The sequence below is a fragment of the Pseudomonas yangonensis genome (assembly GCF_009932725.1).
In the GTDB taxonomy this organism is placed as follows: Bacteria; Pseudomonadota; Gammaproteobacteria; order Pseudomonadales; family Pseudomonadaceae; genus Aquipseudomonas; species Aquipseudomonas yangonensis.
The window spans coordinates 1-16,962 of record NZ_BLJU01000021.1 but is presented as its reverse complement, the minus strand read 5'-3'; the positions used below and the strand labels follow the sequence as shown (position 1 = coordinate 16,962).

Here is a 16,962-nt window from a genome sequence, read left to right as displayed (position 1 = left end):
GATGGTTTCACGACGCGATTTCTTTCTCGGAGCCGGCGCCATCGGCGCTGCGGTGGCCACTTCGGCGGTCAGCCGGGTGGCCATGGCGGCCCTGCCCGAACCGGTGCTGCAGGCCAGCGCCGACACCCAACCGCCGTTGCAGCCGAACAGCGGGCGGCCCTACAACCCGGTGGTCACCCTCAACGGCTGGACCCTGCCGTGGCGGATGAACAACGGCGTCAAGGAGTTCCACCTTGTCGCCGAGCCGGTGGTGCGCGAGCTGGCGCCCGGCTACAAGGCCCACCTGTGGGGCTACAACGGCCAGTCGCCGGGGCCGACCATCGAGGTTGTGGAGGGCGACCGGGTGCGCATCTTCGTCACCAACAAGCTGCCCGAGCATACCAGCATCCACTGGCACGGCCAGCGTCTGCCCAACGGCATGGACGGCGTCGCGGGCCTGACCCAGCCGGCGATTCCGGTGGGCAAGACCTTCGTCTACGAGTTCGTCGCCCGCCGCCCCGGCACCTTCATGTACCACCCGCACGCCGACGAGATGGTGCAGATGGCCATGGGCATGATGGGGTTCTGGGTCACTCACCCCAGGGAGCATCACCCATTGATCGCCGAGGTGGACCGCGACTACTGCTTCCTGCTCAGCGCCTACGACATCGAGCCGGGCGCCTACACGCCGAAGATCATGCAGATGCTCGATTTCAACCTGTGGACCTTCAACAGCCGCGTGTTCCCCGGCATCGACCCACTGGTGGCGCGCCAGGGCGAGCGCGTGCGCCTGCGCGTCGGCAACCTGACCATGACCAACCACCCGATCCACCTGCACGGTCACGAGTTTGAGGTCACCGGCACCGATGGCGGGCCGACCCCGGTCGGCTCGCGCTGGCCGGAGGTGACCGCCGATGTGGCGGTGGGGCAGATGCGCCAGCTCGAGTTCATCGCCGACGAGGAGGGCGATTGGGCGCTGCACTGCCACAAGAGCCACCACACCATGAACGCCATGGGCCACGACGTACCGACCCTGGTCGGCGTCGATCACCGCGACATGACCCGCAAGATCGCCAAGCTGGTGCCGGACTACATGGTAATGGGCGAGCGCGGCATGGCCGACATGGCGGAGATGCAGATGCCGCTGCCGGACAACACCGTGCCGATGATGACCGGCGACGGCCCGTTCGGCTCGGTGGAGATGGGCGGCATGTTCACCATGCTCAAGGTGCGCAAGGAGCAGGCCGCCGGCGACTACCGCGACCCGGGCTGGTTCAAGCATCCGGCCGGCACCGTGGCCTATGAGTGGAAGGGAGCACTGGCCAACCCGAGCCGCTCGCATGATGGCGGCGGCCAGTCGATGCCACTCAAGCAACCGATCGAGGCGCCGGTGGAAGTGCAGGTACGCAAGCCCGGCGGCCATGCCGGGCATTAACGGGGCGGGCCGCCACGCGGCCCGGTCCCCACAGCAAGCGAGGATTCACCGATGAAAACAGCACAGTTACTGGTTCTGACCCTGATCGGGCTGCTCGGCAGCCCGGCAGCGCTGGCCCACAGCGAGGCGCACAAGGAACATCACGCTGCCGCAACGATCAGGGAGCAGAAGCCCAGGGGCATTGCCGGCGATGCCGGTGAGGTCGACCGCACCATCGAGATCCGCATGACCGATCAGATGCGCTTCACCCCGGATCGGCTGCAGGTCACACAGGGCGAGACCATTCGTTTTGTACACCACAACGACGGCAAGATCCTCCACGAGTTTGTCATCGGTACCCGCGAAACCCTGGATGAACATGCCGAGGCGATGCTGCGTTTTCCCGGCATGGAGCACGACGAGCCCTACATGGCCCACGTTGCGCCGGGGCAGAGCAGCGAGATGATCTGGACCTTCAACCGCGCCGGCGAATTCGATTTCGCCTGCCTGATCGCCGGCCACTACCAGGCTGGCATGCTTGGCACCATCCAGGTGCTGGCCGACTGACCTACGAGAGGAAACACGCATGAAGAAGCCATTGCTGATCGCGGCGCTGGCCGCCCTGTTCAGCCTGCCGCTGCAGGCTGCCGATCCCGCGCCGCTGAGTCAGGGCGAGATACGCAAGGTGGACGCCGCCGCGCAGAAGATCACTCTGCGTCACGGCCCAATCGCCAGTATCGGCATGCCGCCGATGACCATGGTCTTCGAGGTTGAGAAAGCGGAACTGCTGGAAGGGGTTTCGGCGGGAGAGAAGGTGCGCTTCCAGGCGCGCCAGGAGGGTAACCGTTACATCGTTACCGAACTGCAGGTAGTGGAGTAGCCCGCAGAGCCGGCCCGGGCATTGCGCTCCGGGCCGGCGAACACTCAGTTCAGCGCGTCGCTCAGGGCCTTGGCCGGCACCAACTTGACCACTTTCTTGGCCGCGATTTCGATGCTCTTGCCAGTCTGCGGGTTGCGGCCGGTGCGGGCCGGGCGCTCGCTCACTTTCAGCTTGCCGATGCCCGGCAGGGTGATCTCACCATCGTTTTCCAGCGCGTCGCCGACAATTTCGCCCAGCTGATCGATCAGGGTGCGGACCGTGGCTTTCGGCAGGGATACGGCCTCGGCCAGGTCGCTGATCAGTTGGTCTTTGGTGATTGCCATGATGTAACTCCGTTTGCAGGTAAGAGGTTCGGCGCGACAGGCGGGGCCGCACAGCCGAAAACGTGGGAACGCTAGCACAAAAGATACGGCTCGGCAGCGCCGTAGCAGGCACTTCCGATAGGGCTTAGTGTCGCATCGCTCGGCGTGGTTCCGGTGCGCGACCAAAAAAACGCAGCGGCCGGCGAGGCCCCGGGTACCGTGGGCGGCATCGCATCACACGGCGTTACTCATACCCGGGCGAGGGCATTATTGATGGAGGCAATTGTCGCTGTTGTTGCTCACGCCGACGGCGACTCGGCGCGGCTCGGCTAAGCTACAGGAATCTGCCCAATGCTGGAGTGCCATTATGCTGCGCACATTCGCTGATCTAGGGTTTCGTTGGAAAATCGCGCTGCCCATCCTATTGCTGGCCGTGTTGCTGGTGAGCATGGGGACACTGGGGATGCGGGGTATCGCTCAGGTTGCTGAGTCCAGCACCACGTTGACCAATCGTCATTTACCGGCAATCAGTCTGCTGCTCAACGCAGACCGCGATCTTTATCAGGCCTTCATTGCCGAGCGCAGTTTGCTCGACGAAGACTCCGAGGCGCATGCGGCGGAGCTTCGTGCCTCCCATGCGGAGAATCTGCAGCAAGCCTACGACCGGGTGCATGAATTCGCCGCAATGCAGCCGAGTCGTGAAGCGTTGGCGCTGGTGGCGGAATTCGATCAAGGTTATGAGCGCTGGAAAGCGACTTCGCTGCGCGTACTGGAAATGGCCGACAGCGATCCGAACGCAGCCAGTAGGCTGAGTTTCGCTGACAGCGAAGTGCATTTCGAACAAGCGCGTACCGCTATCGATAAACTGGGTGAGTTGGAAGACAGTGCTGCCAATGCGGTCGGTACCAAAGCCATTGCGCACGGCGAGGCGTTGGCCTGGCAGCAGGGGCTGATAATCGCCATCGGCTTGCTGGTCTGCGTGGTACTGGTGGTCGGTTTTCCACTTCTGGTAACCCGTCCCTTGCACAGCCTGCTCCACCGCATCGAGCAGATCGCGGACGGCGATGGTGATCTGCGGGTCCGCCTGGATGTGCTGTCCCGGGACGAACTGGGCAAGCTCAGCCACGCTTTCAACCGCTTCCTCGACAAGCTGCAGCCTTTGATCAGGGAGGTCGGACGGGTAACCGGCGAAGTGGCTGATTCGGCCGAGAGCCTGGCGGGAATGGCGGCGGCCAACGACCGGCTGATCAGCAGCGAGCATGCCGCGGTGGATCAGGTCAGCACCGCTGCGACCGAGATGAGCGTGGCGGTGCATGAAGTCGCTCGCAACGCACAGAATGCCGCCGATGCCGCACGGCATGCCGAAGTGCAGTCACGTGAAGGCGCGCAGGTCGTCGGCGTGACCATCAACTCGATTCGACAATTGGCGCAGGAGGTGGAAAGCGCCTCCGACACCATACAAACCCTGGAGCAGGAAACCGCCAATATCGGCGCCGTGCTGGCGGTGATCAAGGGCATCGCCGAGCAGACCAACCTGCTGGCGCTCAACGCTGCCATCGAGGCTGCGCGGGCAGGGGAGCAGGGGCGCGGTTTCGCCGTAGTCGCCGATGAGGTGCGGGCGCTGGCTGCGCGCACCCAGGAGTCGACCAAGGACATCCAGCAGATGATCGAGCGTTTGCAGACCGGTGTGCAGAATGCCGTCAAGGCTACCCACTCCGGGAGCGCCCGCGCGCGACAGAGCGTGGAGCAGGCAGCCGGCGTCGATCAGGCGCTGAGCGTGACCGGTGATTCGGTGCAGCGTATCAACGATATGGCTGCGCAGATCGCCACGGCCTGCGAGCAGCAGAGCAGCGTTACCGAAGAGATCGCACGCAACATCAGCGACATCCGCGACCTGTCCAACGAAGCGGCGCAGACCTCCGAGCAGAGCACGCGGGCCAGCCAGCACCTGTCCGAGCTGTCCAATGGTCTGGCCCAGCTGGTGGGCCGTTTCCGGGTTTGAGGTGAGCGGTCGGCGTATCTAAGTGTTTGAAGCAGTTGTAAGTTTGCGTTTAGTCGTTACAATGGCGCGGCCCGTCGCAATGACGGGCAGCGTTATGGTGGCCCTGCCGGTCCCCTCGCATTGATCAGCCGTGAACCCGGTCAGGCCCGGAAGGGAGCAGCCGCAGCGGTGACATCGAGTGCCGGGGTGTGGCTGGTGGGGTCCACCTCCAGTTTTTTGGCGTTCGCCATCTTCCTTATTCCCCATTTGCCAGCCGCTTGCCGCGTTTTCTTGCGCGCAAAAAAAGCCCGCGCATTGGCGCGGGCTTCGGTCTTGAGGAGCGGAATCAGGCGATGCGGTAATTCAACACGCTGTCCTGTTCCTTGAGCGTCTTACGCAGGTCGGCCGGGATGTTACCGGCGCGTACGGCCAGCTCGAGACGAATTTCTTCGAGGCTCTGGGTAAAGGCGCTCTGGTCGTTGACTTGCGGCTTGGTCAGGACGCGGCTGTAGACAGTGCTGTCGCTCTCGTCGAGCAGGGCGAGGATGATGCTGCCGTCCGGGCGTGGCAAGCTGAAGCTCGCGCGCAGTGGACTGAACAGATGGTCGACGAGTTCTTGGTTGGTGAGTTTCAATATCCCACTCCATCCTGATGGTTGGTCACCTTCGACCTCGGGATGGTGGATTGGTTCAGGCCGTAAGCGACTGGCGGGTACGCTCGATCACCTGCTGCAGCGACTCGTCATTGTACTGGCCGGGATACAAGCGCTGGCTGTATTGGGCAATACCGGTCTTGTCTACGAGGGTAAAGCTGAAGCTGCCCTTGCGCGCGGCCTGGATACGGCAGTCGAAGGGCGCGAAGGCATGAGTCAATGTGCTGATGGCTTTCTGGATCTGATGTTGAGTATTCATTTTTCTAAGTATTTCCTTAAAACATGTGCGCGTCGGTGCGCGTTGTATTGCTCCATGAGGTCGGCCGAAAAAAGGGCCCAAGCAAGTAACCATTCGGAGCTTTATTGGCACGATAAAGTTCCATTGTTACGGTTCTTCGGCGTGGTCGGTACGTCGGACACAGGCGGGATATAGCACCGATGAACGGTGAATTGGCCTGATTCAGTCAGCAGATGGGATCGGGGAGGGCGACAGCGCAGGGATGCGCTAGACGTTGAACCGGGAAACCAGCGAGGGGGCGCAAAGGCCTTTATGACTTGCAGCGTGGTACGAACAGCGCGGATGATACATGGCTGTTCAAGTTTTGACCAGCTCTATTTGCCGACTCCATGAGCGGCGTCCGTCGGGTTCGGTTGGCGGATGCAATTTGCCGGTTGCTCCGCTAGGATTAGCCCACTTTTGCTTTCCTCATACGACGGTTTTCCATGAGTTATCAGGTTCTTGCACGTAAATGGCGTCCGCGCTCGTTCCGCGAAATGGTCGGCCAGACCCATGTGCTCAAAGCCCTGATCAACGCTCTGGACAGCCAGCGCCTGCACCACGCCTACCTGTTTACCGGTACTCGCGGTGTGGGTAAGACCACCATCGCGCGGATCATCGCCAAGTGCCTGAACTGCGAAACCGGCATCAGCTCCACGCCCTGTGGCACCTGCTCGGTCTGCCGGGAAATCGATGAAGGGCGCTTCGTCGACCTGATCGAAGTCGACGCCGCCAGCCGCACCAAGGTGGAAGACACGCGCGAGCTGCTCGATAACGTGCAGTACTCGCCGAGTCGCGGACGCTTCAAGGTCTATCTGATCGACGAAGTGCACATGCTCTCAACCAGTTCCTTCAACGCACTGTTGAAGACCCTGGAGGAGCCGCCGCCCCATGTGAAATTCCTGCTCGCCACCACCGATCCGCAGAAGCTGCCGGTCACCGTGCTGTCGCGCTGCCTGCAGTTTTCGCTGAAGAACATGCCGCCGGAGCGGGTTGTAGAACACCTGACCCATGTTCTGACCGCCGAGAATGTACCGTTCGAAGACGACGCGTTGTGGCTGCTTGGCCGCGCCGCTGATGGCTCGATGCGCGACGCCATGAGCCTCACTGACCAGGCCATCGCCTTCGGTGAAGGCAAGGTGCTGGCTGCCGATGTGCGTGCGATGCTGGGTACCCTCGATCACGGCCAGGTCTACGGCGTGCTGCATGCGCTTATTGAGGGTGACGCGCGCGCGCTGATCGAGGCAGTGCGTCATCTGGCCGAGCAAGGGCCTGACTGGAACGGCGTGCTGGCGGAAATGCTCAATGTGTTGCACCGAGTGGCCATCGCTCAGGCGTTGCCGGATGCCGTGGACAACGGTCAGGGTGATCGTGAGCGCGTATTGCAGTTGGCCCAGGTGCTGCCGGCCGAAGATGTGCAGTTCTATTACCAGATGGGGTTGATCGGTCGTCGTGACTTGCCCCTTGCGCCTGAGCCGCGCGGTGGCTTCGAGATGGTGCTGCTGCGGATGTTGGCGTTTCGCCCCGCAGGCGCCGACGACGCGCCAAAGGTCACGCTAAAGCCCTTGGGGATCAGCCAGGCCACTGCTGATTCCCAACAAAGCCCAGTGGCCGGCACCGCTATGCCGGCTCCTGTGGTTTCCGCCCCCGCGGTTCCTGCCATGCAGGCGCCCGTTGCTCCGGCTGCTATCGAACCCAGCCCGCCCGCTGCGGTTGCGGGCGCTGAGCCTGCGATCCCCGAACCGACTCCGAAGGTTGAAGTATCCGTGGCGCCAGTCGCTAATCTGTCGCCCGAGCCCGAGCCCGAGCCCGAGCCCGAGCCCGAGCCCGAGCCCGAGCCCGCTGCTCTTGAACGCGCGGCTGCCGTCGATGTGCCTTGGGAAACGGCTGAAGCGCCTGAACCAGTCGCCGCACCCGCTGAGCCGGTTGCAGCGGCTGAGCCGGAGCCTGTAACGGCGCCTGCTGCTGCGGTTGCAGAGCCTTTCCTGAACGAGATCATGCAGCCTGTAGTGGAAGCCGATGGCGGTGAGGACGAACCACCGCCCGGCGACTACGACTACGTCGAAATGGACGCGGAGACGCTCGATTACGACTTCGGCCAGCCCGAAACCGAAGAGACGCCGGTAATCGAAGAACCCTTACCAGCCTCCAAGCCCGCTACCGGCCTGGCCGCGGAATGGCTGTCGCTGTTCCCGCAGCTTGGCCTGGGCGGCATGACCGGCAGCATCGCCGCCAACTGCACGCTGATCGAAGCCAATGGCGACGACTGGCTGCTGCATCTGGATCCGGCGCACAGCGCGCTGTTCAACCCGACTCAGCAGCGCCGCCTCAACGACGCGCTGAACCAGCAGCAGGGTCGCACCATCAAACTGCGTATCGAGCTGTGCAAGCCGGAGCAAGAGACCCCGGCGCAGGCTGCAGCCCGTCGCCGCGCTGAACGCCAGCGCAGTGCCGAGGCCTCGATCCATGCCGACCCGCTGGTGCAGCAGATGATTCAACAGTTCGCCGCCAAGGTGCGCGACGACAGCATCGAACCTATCGATACCCCTAGCTAACACCCCGAATACCGAGGATACCGACATGATGAAAGGTGGCATGGCAGGCCTGATGAAGCAGGCTCAGCAGATGCAGGAAAAGATGCAGAAGATGCAGGAAGAGCTGGCCAACGCCGAAGTTACCGGCCAGTCCGGCGCCGGTCTGGTGAGCGTAGTGATGACCGGTCGCCACGACGTCAAGCGCATCACCCTGGACGACAGCCTGATGCAGGAAGACAAGGAAGTGCTCGAAGACCTGATCGCCGCAGCGGTGAACGATGCCGTGCGCAAGGTCGAGCAGAACAGCCAGGAGAAAATGTCTGGCATGACGGCAGGGATGCAGCTGCCCCCAGGTTTCAAGATGCCCTTCTGACAGGCACGTGCCGTCCAGTCGAGCACATGGCGGCGTTGCCGGCGAACTCGGAATCCTCATGTGCTGCAGCATTCTGCGGTTCCTCGTCTGCCGGCGCCTTGCCCTGCACGCCGCCTGATACTTTTATTGCTCGCATGCGCAGGACGGGCGACAGGCTTCAAATTTGTAGCCCGGATACAATCCGGAAATGATCTGTAACCTGTGCTCCCGGACTGCATCCGGGCTACGAACCCTAGGAACGCCATGAGCTTCAGTCCCCTGATTCGCCAGTTGATCGACTCCCTGCGCATCCTGCCCGGTGTCGGGCAGAAGACGGCGCAGCGCATGGCGCTGCAGCTGCTCGAGCGTGATCGCAGCGGCGGTCAGCGCCTGGCGCAGGCGCTGAATGCGGCGATGGAAGGTGTGGGGCACTGCAAGCGCTGCCGCAGCCTGAGCGAGGACGAGGTCTGCCAGCTGTGCCTGGACGAGCGTCGTGATGACAGCCTGTTGTGTGTGGTCGAGGGGCCGATGGACGTGCATGCCGTGGAGCAGACCGGCTTTCGCGGCCGTTATTTCGTGCTCAAGGGGCATCTGTCGCCACTCGATGGCCTCGGCCCGGAGGCCATCGGCATTCCCGAACTGCTCGAGCGCATCGAGGCCGGCGCCTTCAGCGAAGTGATCCTCGCCACCAACCCTACGGTGGAAGGCGAGGCCACGGCGCACTACATTGCGCAAATCCTCGCCGGCAAGGGCCTGGTCGCTTCGCGTATCGCCCATGGCATGCCGCTGGGTGGCGAACTGGAGCTGGTCGATGGCGGCACCCTGGCTCATGCCCTGGCCGGTCGGCGTCCGATCAGTCTGTAAGTCCTCGGAACCTTCCAACTCGGAGTGCCTGTGATCACCGACACTCTGCGCTGCATCGCTCTGCTGCTCCTGCTGGGAGCGCCCCTGGTCGCCCAGGCCCAATGTCCGACCGGGCAGATACAGGTCTGCCTGGGCGGTTCCTGTCTGTGCGTGCCCGATCCGGTACGCGTTCGCGAAGATGGTCTGAAGATGGCGGCGTCGCGTCTGGAAGCCTGGCTGCTGCAATCGCGTGAGGCGGCGCTACGGGCCGGTACCGAACCCATTCCCTTGATGATTCGCGCGCAGCTCGCACCCTTCTACGACGATGCGTTGCTCGACGAAGTACGCTTTCGCGTGGGCATCACCGACGAGATGGACGCCGCCACTGTCATGCTGCAGAACCCCGATGTGCAGGCGGTGACGCTGGTGGATGTGGTGGTGTTTCGTGATGCGCAGGCAGCTGCCGAGGATCCCGTACTCTGGGCGCATGAGCTCTGGCATGTGCAGCAGTACCGTGACTGGGGCACCGACGGCTTTGCCCAACGTTATACGCGCAACTTCCAGTCAGTCGAAGGGCCGGCCTACGAAATGGGCGAGCGCGTGAGAAAGGCGCTGCGTGAGCAAAAATAAAACGCCTGCTTGAAAACCAAGCAAGCGCTAGGTTAGGGTGGCCAAAACAATAACGGGAGAACCCCGCATGGCCGCCCCTCAGTCGTACTTCGATGATTCCCATCAGTTGATTCGCGACTCCGTTCGGCGTTTCGTCGAGCGCGAGATCCTGCCGCATATCGATGAGTGGGAGGAGGCCGAGGAATTCCCTCGCGAGCTGTATCAGAAGGCGGGCGCGGCGGGCATCCTCGGTATCGGCTATCCCGAGCAGTACGGCGGCAGCCATGAGGGCGATGTGTTCGCCAAGGTCGCGGCCAGCGAGGAGCTGATGCGCTGCGGTTCCGGCGGCATGGTCGCCGGGCTCGGTTCGCTGGATATCGGCTTGCCGCCCATCGTCAAGTGGGCCAAGCCCGCCGTGCGCGAGCGCGTGGCGCCGCAGGTGCTGGCCGGCGAGAAGATCATGGCACTGGCGGTGACCGAGCCCTCCGGTGGCTCCGACGTGGCCAATCTCAAGACCCGCGCCGTGCGCGATGGTGATCACTACCGCATCAGTGGCAGCAAGACCTTCATCACCAGTGGCGTACGCGCCGACTACTACACGGTGGCGGTGCGCACGGGGGGCGAAGGTTTTGGCGGCGTCAGCCTGTTGCTGGTGGAGAAAGGCACCCCGGGTTTCAGCGTGGGCCGCAAGCTGAAAAAAATGGGTTGGTGGGCGTCCGACACCGCCGAGCTGTTCTTCGACGATTGCAAGGTGCCGGTGGAGAACCTGATCGGCGTGGAGAACGCCGGCTTCGCCTGCATCATGGCCAACTTCCAGAGCGAGCGCCTGAGCCTGGCGATCATGGCCAACATGACCGCGCAGCTGGCGCTGGAGGAGTCACTGAAATGGGCGCGCGAGCGCCAGGCGTTCGGCAAGCCGGTGGGCAAGTTCCAGGTGCTCAAGCACCGCCTGGCCGAGATGGCCACGCAGCTGGAGGTGTCCCGCGAGTTCACCTACCGCCAGGCCGCGCAGATGGCGGCTGGGCGCAGCGTGATCAAGGAGATTTCCATGGCCAAGAACTTCGCCACCGATATCGCCGACCGTCTTACCTACGATGCCGTGCAGATCATGGGTGGCATGGGTTATATGCGCGAATCTCTCGTCGAGCGCCTGTACCGCGACAACCGCATTCTCTCCATCGGCGGTGGCACCCGCGAGATCATGAACGAGATCATCGCCAAGCAGATGGGGCTGTAGAGGCGGCATCTGGGCCTCAATGGCGCGAATCGTTGGTCGAGCGCCTGTACCGCGACAACCGCATTCTCTCCATCGGCGGTGGCACGCGCGAGATCATGAACGAGATCATCGCCAAGCAGATGGGGTTGTAGCAGGTATCGTGGGAGGGGCTTTAGCCGCGATCATCCTTTAACAAAGGGCGGAAAAGCTCGCCGCTGAAGCGCCTCCCACGGGCGCGTGGCCCAGCGCGGCATTCAGGACGCCACCTGGTTCTGCGCCGCCTGCCGCAGGCGAGCGATATCGCGCTGCGGCGGGGCGCCGAACAGGCGGCTGTATTCGCGGCTGAACTGCGAAGGGCTCTCGTAGCCCACGCGGTAGCTGGCCGCGGCCGCCTCGAGGTTATCGCACAGCATCAGGCGGCGAGCCTCCTGCAGGCGCAGTTGCTTCTGATATTGCAACGGGCTGAAGGCGGTGACGGCCTTGAAGCGGTGATGCAGGGTCGATGGGCTCAGGTTGACTTCGCGGGCCAGTTCTTCGATGCGCAGCGGCTGGTCGAAATTCTTGCGCAGCCACTCGATAGCCCTGGATATGCGCTGGCTCTGGCTGTCCGCTATCACCACTTCATGCAGGCGATGGCCCTGCGGGCTGAGCAGCATCCGATAGAAGATCTCACGCAGAGCCAGTGGCGCCAGCATGGCGATGTCGCGCGGGGTTTCCAGCAGACGCAGCAGGCGGATAACCGCATCCAGCAGGCGCGGATCGAGGCGGTCAAGGAACAGGGCGCGTTGCGAGGCTGCATTAGGCGCCGGGATGGGTGGCATCTCGGTCAGCAGGCTGCTGATCAGGGCCGGATCGATCTCCAGCGCGAGACTCAGGTACGGCGCCTCCGGACTGGCTTCGATCACCCGGCCGGTGACCGGCAGCATCACCGACGCCACCAGATAATTGAGCGGATCGTAGACATAGAGCTCGTCGCCCAGACGTACCTCCTTGCGACCCTGCGCGATGATGCACAGGCAGGGATCGTAAACCGTCTGCATCGGCAGGCTTGGCGAGGTGGCGCGTGCCAGTTTGAGGCCTGGAATGGCCGTCAGGTGCAAGCCGTCGTCAGGCACGAAGCGCTCAACCAGGCGGGCCATTTCGTGGCTGAGTTCAGCGAGTGGGGTATCGAGGGTTGCAGCGGTAGCAAGGGGTGACTGCATGATGAGCCTCCTGGAAGTCAGCGAAGCCTAGCCAGGTTTTTCAGGCAAGTCATGAGGGGTGGCAGGATTAGGCAAATATTTGCCAGTAATGGGCAAATGGCGGGTGATACAGAGTATTTCAAGCTGTCCTGCAACGCTGTGCACCTGCCTGGTGCAAATTCTGAGGCTGCAGTTTTAGGCAAGAATCTGCCAGTAATCGACTAACGCCCTGGTGACCTTCGTCTTAATCTCTGTAGCCATCGCGCCGTTCCTCTGCGTCGGCCCGAAGCCATGCATTAGCGATGTACCCGCTGAGCGGTGCCCCACCTGTCAATCAAGGAGCGAACCATGTCCAGCAAATGGTTGATCGCGCCACTGACGCTATTGCTGCTTGCCACGGCCTGGCTCGATTCCCGCACCGCCGGCGATGCGGTTTTCGCCGAGCCGCAAGCGGCGCCCCATGTGTTGCAGCGAAACGCTGCCGGTATGTACTGACTCATTCCAGGAGGTTGCCATGAGCATCATTCACCGTATGACCGTTCGCGCCCGCCAGGATCGCTCGACCCGGTTGGGGCAGTGCCTGGCTCGGCTGGATGAGGTAGGTCGGGACATTCCCGGTTGCTTGCGCCTACGGATTTTCTCGCTGCGCAGTGATCCGCTGACCTGGCAGGTAGAAGGGCAATGGCGCTCGGCGGCGGCGCGAGATGCCTTTCTCGGCAGCGAAGGTCTGCGCCGGGTATTGGCGCAGGCGATAGACGAAGTGCTGTTCAGCCATCTCGAATGCGCTGTGGAGCTGCAGCAGCAGGTGGCCTGAGGTCGGTTTCAGGTAGTCTTTCGCAGGGCGCTCACAAGCCGCTCGAGCTTGCCTTTGTGAATTTATCTCTATAGATTTTCATGAAATTAATTATTTTAAATTTCATGAGCCGTCTATGTTTCGCCACGCCAGTGAGCACGTCGACAGTTATTACGCCCATAGCTGCAAGGATCGACTGACCCCGTATCCCGCTTTGCAGGGGCAACTGCGGTGTGATGTGCTGGTCATCGGCGCCGGCTTCAGTGGCCTGCATACCGCCTTGCGCCTGGCCGAGGCTGGGCGGCGGGTGATCGTTCTTGAAGCCAGCCGGGTGGCCTGGGCCGCGTCTGGGCGCAACGGCGGGCAGGCGATTCTCGGCTGGTCCTGCGATATGCCGCCGCTGGAGAAAGCGCTCGGCATCGAGCGTGCTCGCCGCCTCTGGGATGGCATGGCCTGGGCTGCGCGGGAGCTGCGCGAATTGCCGCAGCGCCATGGCTTCGATTGCGATTACCGCCGTGGTCATTTGTGGACGGCGGTGCTGCCAAGGCGGGTGGCGTTACTGCACGAATGGCAGGAGGAGGCCGCCTACAAGTGGGGGCACCGCACGCTGCAGTTCGTCTCCCGTCAGCAGATGCCGGAGTGGGTCGCCAGCGAGCGCTATCTCGCCGGCCTTTACGACCCCGAGGCGGGGCATCTCAACCCGCTCAAGCTGGCGCTCGGCCTGGCCGAGGCTGTCGTCCGCGCCGGCGGGCAGATCTTCGAGCAGAGTCGCGCGCTGAGCCAGGAGGCACAGGACGCGGGCTACCGGGTGCGTACCGAGCAGGCCAGCGTGCAGGCCGACAATCTGGTGCTGGCCTGCAATACCTATATCGACGATCTGGAGCCACGCCTGGTGCGGCGCATTTTGCCAGTCGGCACCTACCAGATCGCCACCGAACCGTTGGGCGCCGAGCGCGCCGAGGCACTGTTGCCGCGCAATGCCTGCGTCACCGACAACCAGTTCGTACTCGACTATTTCCGCCGCACGCCGGATCACCGTCTGCTGTTCGGCGGCGGTTGCACCTATCTGGGCGGCCTGCCAAAGGACATGGCGGCGGCAACGCGGCCGTTCCTCGAACGCGTCTTCCCGCAACTGTCGGGCGCGGCCATCGACTTCGCCTGGGGCGGGCATATCGACGTCACTCGTGCCCGTACGCCGGATATCGGCGGCGAGAACGGCCGCTACTGGCTGCAGGGCTTCTCCGGCCACGGGGTGTTGCCCACGCTCGCGGCGGCGCGGGCGGTCAGCGACGCGATTCTCGGCGATGACGATGAGCTGGCGCTGTACCGGCAACTGCGCAATCCCGCCTTTCCCTTCGGCGAGCGCCTGGCGGCGCCGCTGGAGGCTGTCGGCAAGGCCTGGTACCGACTTAGAGACTATTTCTGAGATGGACAAGAACGAAGAAATGGCAGCGCTGGCTGTCCTGATTCACGACCTGCGCAAGCACAAGAAGGTCACCCTCAACGAGCTGGCCGAACGTATCGGCCGTTCCGTGGGCTTTCTATCGCAGGTCGAGCGCGGCCTGTCGCGCCCCACGGTGGCGGACCTGACCGCCATTAGCGAGGCGCTCGACGTACCCACCACCTATTTCTACAACCTGCCCAAACCCAAGGCGCTGGATTGGGTCACCCGCCCGGACGAGCGCCGCACCCTGTACCTGGCCGGCGGCATCACCGACATCATGGCCTCGCCCACCCTGCAGGGCGCCTTCATGGTGGTCGACAGCCTGCTCGAACCTGGCGCCAGCAGCGGCGAGCGGCAGATGAGCGATCGCTCCGAGCAGGCCGGCTACGTGCTCGAAGGCCAGCTGACCCTGTGGCTGGGCGAGCACGAACAGAGCGCCACTCTGTATCCCGGCGATGCCTTCCAGGTGCCGAGCTACGCGCGCCTGCGCTATGCCAACCAGGGTGAAACGCCTGCGCGCGTGCTGTGGATCTACACCTGAACCTACTCGTGAACCGGAAACAATCATAATGAACGCCACCCGAGTCGAGCTGCTCGATGAAGTCCGCCAATTCCGCCAGGCCCACCCCGAGGTGCGCTTCGTCGACCTGATCTGCCTGGACATCCCCGGGCATTTCTACGGCAAGCGCTATCCCATCGAGATGCTGGAAAAGGTCGCCGCCGGCAGCGCCCTCAAGCTGCCGCAGAACTGCGTACTGCTGGGTGCCCAGGGCGGGCTCTACGAGATCGGCGACTATTGCTTTCACGATGGCGATCCGGACGCGCCTCGCCGCTTGATTCCCGGCACGCTCAAGCTGGTGAACTGGGAGCGCCAGCCGCTGGGGCAGATGCTGATCAGCTCCGACGGCACTGAAGCGCCCATCGAGTTCGAACCGCGCGAGGTGCTGGCGCGCGTGGTGCAGCGCCTGGCCGCGCGCGGCATCCGCCCGGTGGTGGCGTTCGAGCTGGAGTTCTACCTGTTCGACAAGGCGCTCAAGGACGGTCTGCCGCAGTACCCGCGCGATGACCTGAGCGGCGATGCCGATGATCAGCCGAACATGCACATCGAGCGGCTCTCGCGTTTCGCCGACGTGCTCGACGATATCGCCGAGACCGCGCGGCTGCAGGGCATCGACACCACGGTGATCACCGCCGAGATCGGCCCGGGGCAGTTCGAGATCAACTTCAGCCATAACGCCGATCCCATGCAGGCGGCCGACTGGTCGGCGCTGTTCTGCCGGCTGACCCGAGGCGTGGCGCTCAAATATGGCCATCGCGCCAGCTTCATGGCCAAACCGTACCTGCAGTATCCGGGCAGCGGCATGCATATCCATGTCAGCCTGTACGACGAGGCCGGCGACAACCTGCTGGCTCGTGACGAGCAGCGTCCGTTGCGTCATGCCGTGGCCGGCTGCCTGGAACTGTTGCCGGAGCTGATGCCGATCTACGCACCGAATCACAACAGCTACCGTCGCTTCGGCGCCCAGGTGAACTCGGCGAGCAAGGCCAGCTGGGGCTTCGAGGATCGCGACGCCTGCGTGCGCATTCCCGAGTCGGACGCGCGCAACCTGCGCCTGGAGTTCCGCCTGCCGGGTGCCGATGCCAATCCCTATCTTGTGCTGGCGGCATTGCTGACCAGTATCGAGCAGGGGCTCGATGCCCAGGTCGAGCCCATCGCACCGCTCAATGACGACCGCCAAAGCGGTGTCGGCTTTCCAAACGACATGCTCGACGCCGTACGCCGCATGCAGGCCAGCGAGCGCGTCGCGGCCGGCCTCGGCAGCGAGTTCGTCATGGTTTATTGCGAGAACAAACGCCAGGATCACCTGGCCTTCATGCACGACATCAGCCCGCGCGAATACCGCTGGTACCTGTGATGTCACGGATAGAAGGAGGCGACATGAACCACTCGAAAACCGCACATTGGCAGGCCCTGAGCCAGGCCCACCACCTGGCGCCGTTCAGTGACTACAAGCAGCTGGCCGAAAAGGGCCCGCGCATCATCACCGAGGCAAAAGGCGTGCACCTGTGGGACAGCGAGGGCAACAAGATCCTCGACGGCATGGCCGGCCTGTGGTGCGTGGCCGTCGGCTATGGCCGCGAGGAATTGGTCGAGGCTGCTTCCAAGCAGATGTTGCAGCTGCCGTTCTACAACACCTTCTTCCAGACTGCCCACCCGCCGGTGCTGGAGCTGGCCCATGCCATCTCCCAACTGGCGCCGGCCGGCATGAACCACGTGTTTTTCACCGGCTCCGGTTCCGAAGGCAACGACACCATGCTGCGCCTGGTGCGCCACTACTGGGCGTGCAAGGGTCAGCCAAACAAGAAAATCGTCATTGGCCGCGAGAACGGCTATCACGGCTCCACCGTGGCCGGCGCCAGCCTCGGCGGCATGAAGTTCATGCACGAGCAGGGCGATCTGCCGATTCCGGGCATCGCCCATATCCCGCAGCCTTACTGGTTCGG

At 63.4% G+C, this 16,962-nt stretch carries 20 protein-coding genes, 1 other RNA gene and 1 pseudogene; 18 read left to right on the top strand and 4 right to left on the bottom strand.

Features of this window, described 5'->3' with window-relative positions; translation table 11 throughout:
* Position 1: 1 nt before the first annotated feature.
* The 3 genes from GYB81_RS19285 to GYB81_RS19275 are packed head-to-tail and all read left to right on the top strand — an operon-like array spanning position 2 to position 2,273.
* On the top strand, positions 2–1,414 hold the full coding sequence (locus tag GYB81_RS19285) for a multicopper oxidase family protein (protein WP_161865265.1): 1,413 nt from the start codon (positions 2–4) through the stop codon (positions 1,412–1,414).
* Positions 1,415–1,465: 51 nt separating this feature from the next.
* Positions 1,466–1,960 (top strand): cupredoxin domain-containing protein, encoded by a 495-nt coding sequence (locus GYB81_RS19280; protein ID WP_161865264.1) that lies wholly within the window; start codon positions 1,466–1,468, stop codon positions 1,958–1,960.
* A 19-nt stretch (positions 1,961–1,979) separates the two neighbouring features.
* Positions 1,980–2,273 carry a copper-binding protein gene (locus GYB81_RS19275; protein ID WP_161865263.1) on the top strand — a complete coding sequence of 98 codons (294 nt, stop codon included), beginning with the start codon at positions 1,980–1,982 and terminating at the stop codon, positions 2,271–2,273.
* 44 nt (positions 2,274–2,317) lie between these two features.
* On the opposite strand, the gene GYB81_RS19270 is transcribed toward GYB81_RS19275, so the two are convergent.
* Positions 2,318–2,596: an HU family DNA-binding protein gene (locus GYB81_RS19270; protein WP_037054278.1), complete on the bottom strand. Its 279-nt coding sequence runs from the start codon at positions 2,594–2,596 to the stop codon at positions 2,318–2,320.
* 346 nt (positions 2,597–2,942) lie between these two features.
* Here GYB81_RS19270 and GYB81_RS25305 point away from each other — a divergent pair.
* The 3 genes and pseudogenes from GYB81_RS25305 to ffs all read left to right on the top strand — a co-directional run.
* Positions 2,943–3,719, top strand: a pseudogene (locus GYB81_RS25305) (HAMP domain-containing protein); the annotation flags it as partial.
* Between the two features lie 78 nt (positions 3,720–3,797).
* On the top strand, positions 3,798–4,577 hold the full coding sequence (locus GYB81_RS25300) for a methyl-accepting chemotaxis protein (protein WP_438810727.1): 780 nt from the start codon (positions 3,798–3,800) through the stop codon (positions 4,575–4,577).
* Positions 4,578–4,681: 104 nt separating this feature from the next.
* Positions 4,682–4,778: signal recognition particle sRNA small type (ffs, locus tag GYB81_RS19260), an RNA gene on the top strand.
* A 124-nt stretch (positions 4,779–4,902) separates the two neighbouring features.
* Here ffs and GYB81_RS19255 read toward each other — a convergent pair.
* Together GYB81_RS19255 and GYB81_RS19250 are read right to left on the bottom strand one after the other, a co-directional pair.
* The gene (locus GYB81_RS19255) at positions 4,903–5,190 is read right to left on the bottom strand and encodes a DUF3509 domain-containing protein (RefSeq protein WP_161865261.1); all 288 of its coding nucleotides are present in this window, start codon (positions 5,188–5,190) and stop codon (positions 4,903–4,905) included.
* Between the two features lie 55 nt (positions 5,191–5,245).
* On the bottom strand, positions 5,246–5,467 hold the full coding sequence (locus tag GYB81_RS19250) for a hypothetical protein (protein WP_090428363.1): 222 nt from the start codon (positions 5,465–5,467) through the stop codon (positions 5,246–5,248).
* A 464-nt stretch (positions 5,468–5,931) separates the two neighbouring features.
* Here GYB81_RS19250 and dnaX point away from each other — a divergent pair, with 464 nt between their 5' ends.
* The 6 genes from dnaX to GYB81_RS24970 all read left to right on the top strand — a co-directional run bounded on the left by dnaX (position 5,932) and on the right by GYB81_RS24970 (position 11,191).
* Positions 5,932–8,040 (top strand): DNA polymerase III subunit gamma/tau, encoded by a 2,109-nt coding sequence (gene dnaX, locus GYB81_RS19245; protein WP_161897938.1) that lies wholly within the window; start codon positions 5,932–5,934, stop codon positions 8,038–8,040.
* A 25-nt stretch (positions 8,041–8,065) separates the two neighbouring features.
* Complete coding sequence (locus GYB81_RS19240) at positions 8,066–8,392, top strand: YbaB/EbfC family nucleoid-associated protein (RefSeq protein ID WP_003460931.1); 327 nt, start codon at positions 8,066–8,068, stop codon at positions 8,390–8,392.
* A gap of 243 nt (positions 8,393–8,635) precedes the next feature.
* Positions 8,636–9,235, top strand: coding sequence for a recombination mediator RecR (recR, locus tag GYB81_RS19235; RefSeq protein WP_129483408.1), 600 nt, complete (start codon positions 8,636–8,638; stop codon positions 9,233–9,235).
* A 30-nt stretch (positions 9,236–9,265) separates the two neighbouring features.
* A complete protein-coding gene (locus GYB81_RS19230) occupies positions 9,266–9,844 on the top strand; it encodes an eCIS core domain-containing protein (RefSeq protein ID WP_161865259.1) in 579 nt (192 codons plus the stop codon).
* Between the two features lie 67 nt (positions 9,845–9,911).
* Positions 9,912–11,060: an acyl-CoA dehydrogenase family protein gene (locus tag GYB81_RS19225; RefSeq protein WP_161865258.1), complete on the top strand. Its 1,149-nt coding sequence runs from the start codon at positions 9,912–9,914 to the stop codon at positions 11,058–11,060.
* 32 nt (positions 11,061–11,092) lie between these two features.
* Entirely contained in the window at positions 11,093–11,191 is a 99-nt protein-coding gene (locus tag GYB81_RS24970; RefSeq protein WP_074676714.1) for an acyl-CoA dehydrogenase family protein, read from the top strand.
* Between the two features lie 102 nt (positions 11,192–11,293).
* Here GYB81_RS24970 and GYB81_RS19215 read toward each other — a convergent pair whose 3' ends face one another.
* Complete coding sequence (locus GYB81_RS19215; RefSeq protein ID WP_161865257.1) at positions 11,294–12,241, bottom strand: AraC family transcriptional regulator; 948 nt, start codon at positions 12,239–12,241, stop codon at positions 11,294–11,296.
* Between the two features lie 327 nt (positions 12,242–12,568).
* Here GYB81_RS19215 and GYB81_RS24515 point away from each other — a divergent pair, with 327 nt between their 5' ends.
* The 6 genes from GYB81_RS24515 to GYB81_RS19190 all read left to right on the top strand — a co-directional run.
* A complete protein-coding gene (locus tag GYB81_RS24515; RefSeq protein WP_177323702.1) occupies positions 12,569–12,715 on the top strand; it encodes a hypothetical protein in 147 nt (48 codons plus the stop codon).
* A gap of 19 nt (positions 12,716–12,734) precedes the next feature.
* Entirely contained in the window at positions 12,735–13,034 is a 300-nt protein-coding gene (locus tag GYB81_RS19210; RefSeq protein WP_161865256.1) for an antibiotic biosynthesis monooxygenase family protein, read from the top strand.
* 115 nt (positions 13,035–13,149) lie between these two features.
* Positions 13,150–14,439 (top strand): NAD(P)/FAD-dependent oxidoreductase, encoded by a 1,290-nt coding sequence (locus GYB81_RS19205; RefSeq protein ID WP_161865255.1) that lies wholly within the window; start codon positions 13,150–13,152, stop codon positions 14,437–14,439.
* Position 14,440: 1 nt separating this feature from the next.
* Complete coding sequence (locus tag GYB81_RS19200) at positions 14,441–14,998, top strand: helix-turn-helix domain-containing protein (RefSeq protein WP_161865254.1); 558 nt, start codon at positions 14,441–14,443, stop codon at positions 14,996–14,998.
* A gap of 28 nt (positions 14,999–15,026) precedes the next feature.
* On the top strand, positions 15,027–16,373 hold the full coding sequence (locus tag GYB81_RS19195; protein WP_161865253.1) for a glutamine synthetase family protein: 1,347 nt from the start codon (positions 15,027–15,029) through the stop codon (positions 16,371–16,373).
* A 23-nt stretch (positions 16,374–16,396) separates the two neighbouring features.
* Positions 16,397–16,962, top strand: a 566-nt coding sequence (locus GYB81_RS19190; RefSeq protein WP_161897937.1) for an aminotransferase class III-fold pyridoxal phosphate-dependent enzyme, incomplete at its 3' end; no start/stop codon positions are given.

What these genes read in the sequence shown, in the direction of transcription:
- GYB81_RS19210 (WP_161865256.1), top strand. Translation starts at nt 12,735, where the DNA reads ATGAGCATCATTCACCGTATGACCGTTCGCGCCCGCCAGGATCGCTCG.
- GYB81_RS24515 (WP_177323702.1), top strand. Translation starts at nt 12,569, where the DNA reads ATGTCCAGCAAATGGTTGATCGCGCCACTGACGCTATTGCTGCTTGCC.
- GYB81_RS19275 (WP_161865263.1), top strand. Translation starts at nt 1,980, where the DNA reads ATGAAGAAGCCATTGCTGATCGCGGCGCTGGCCGCCCTGTTCAGCCTG.
- GYB81_RS19225 (WP_161865258.1), top strand. Translation starts at nt 9,912, where the DNA reads ATGGCCGCCCCTCAGTCGTACTTCGATGATTCCCATCAGTTGATTCGC.
- GYB81_RS19200 (WP_161865254.1), top strand. Translation starts at nt 14,441, where the DNA reads ATGGACAAGAACGAAGAAATGGCAGCGCTGGCTGTCCTGATTCACGAC.
- dnaX (WP_161897938.1), top strand. Translation starts at nt 5,932, where the DNA reads ATGAGTTATCAGGTTCTTGCACGTAAATGGCGTCCGCGCTCGTTCCGC.
- GYB81_RS19250 (WP_090428363.1), bottom strand. Translation starts at nt 5,467, where the DNA reads ATGAATACTCAACATCAGATCCAGAAAGCCATCAGCACATTGACTCAT.
- recR (WP_129483408.1), top strand. Translation starts at nt 8,636, where the DNA reads ATGAGCTTCAGTCCCCTGATTCGCCAGTTGATCGACTCCCTGCGCATC.
- GYB81_RS25300 (WP_438810727.1), top strand. Translation starts at nt 3,798, where the DNA reads ATGGCGGCGGCCAACGACCGGCTGATCAGCAGCGAGCATGCCGCGGTG.
- GYB81_RS19270 (WP_037054278.1), bottom strand. Translation starts at nt 2,596, where the DNA reads ATGGCAATCACCAAAGACCAACTGATCAGCGACCTGGCCGAGGCCGTA.
- GYB81_RS19205 (WP_161865255.1), top strand. Translation starts at nt 13,150, where the DNA reads ATGTTTCGCCACGCCAGTGAGCACGTCGACAGTTATTACGCCCATAGC.
- GYB81_RS19280 (WP_161865264.1), top strand. Translation starts at nt 1,466, where the DNA reads ATGAAAACAGCACAGTTACTGGTTCTGACCCTGATCGGGCTGCTCGGC.
- GYB81_RS19195 (WP_161865253.1), top strand. Translation starts at nt 15,027, where the DNA reads ATGAACGCCACCCGAGTCGAGCTGCTCGATGAAGTCCGCCAATTCCGC.
- GYB81_RS19240 (WP_003460931.1), top strand. Translation starts at nt 8,066, where the DNA reads ATGATGAAAGGTGGCATGGCAGGCCTGATGAAGCAGGCTCAGCAGATG.
- GYB81_RS19285 (WP_161865265.1), top strand. Translation starts at nt 2, where the DNA reads ATGGTTTCACGACGCGATTTCTTTCTCGGAGCCGGCGCCATCGGCGCT.
- GYB81_RS19215 (WP_161865257.1), bottom strand. Translation starts at nt 12,241, where the DNA reads ATGCAGTCACCCCTTGCTACCGCTGCAACCCTCGATACCCCACTCGCT.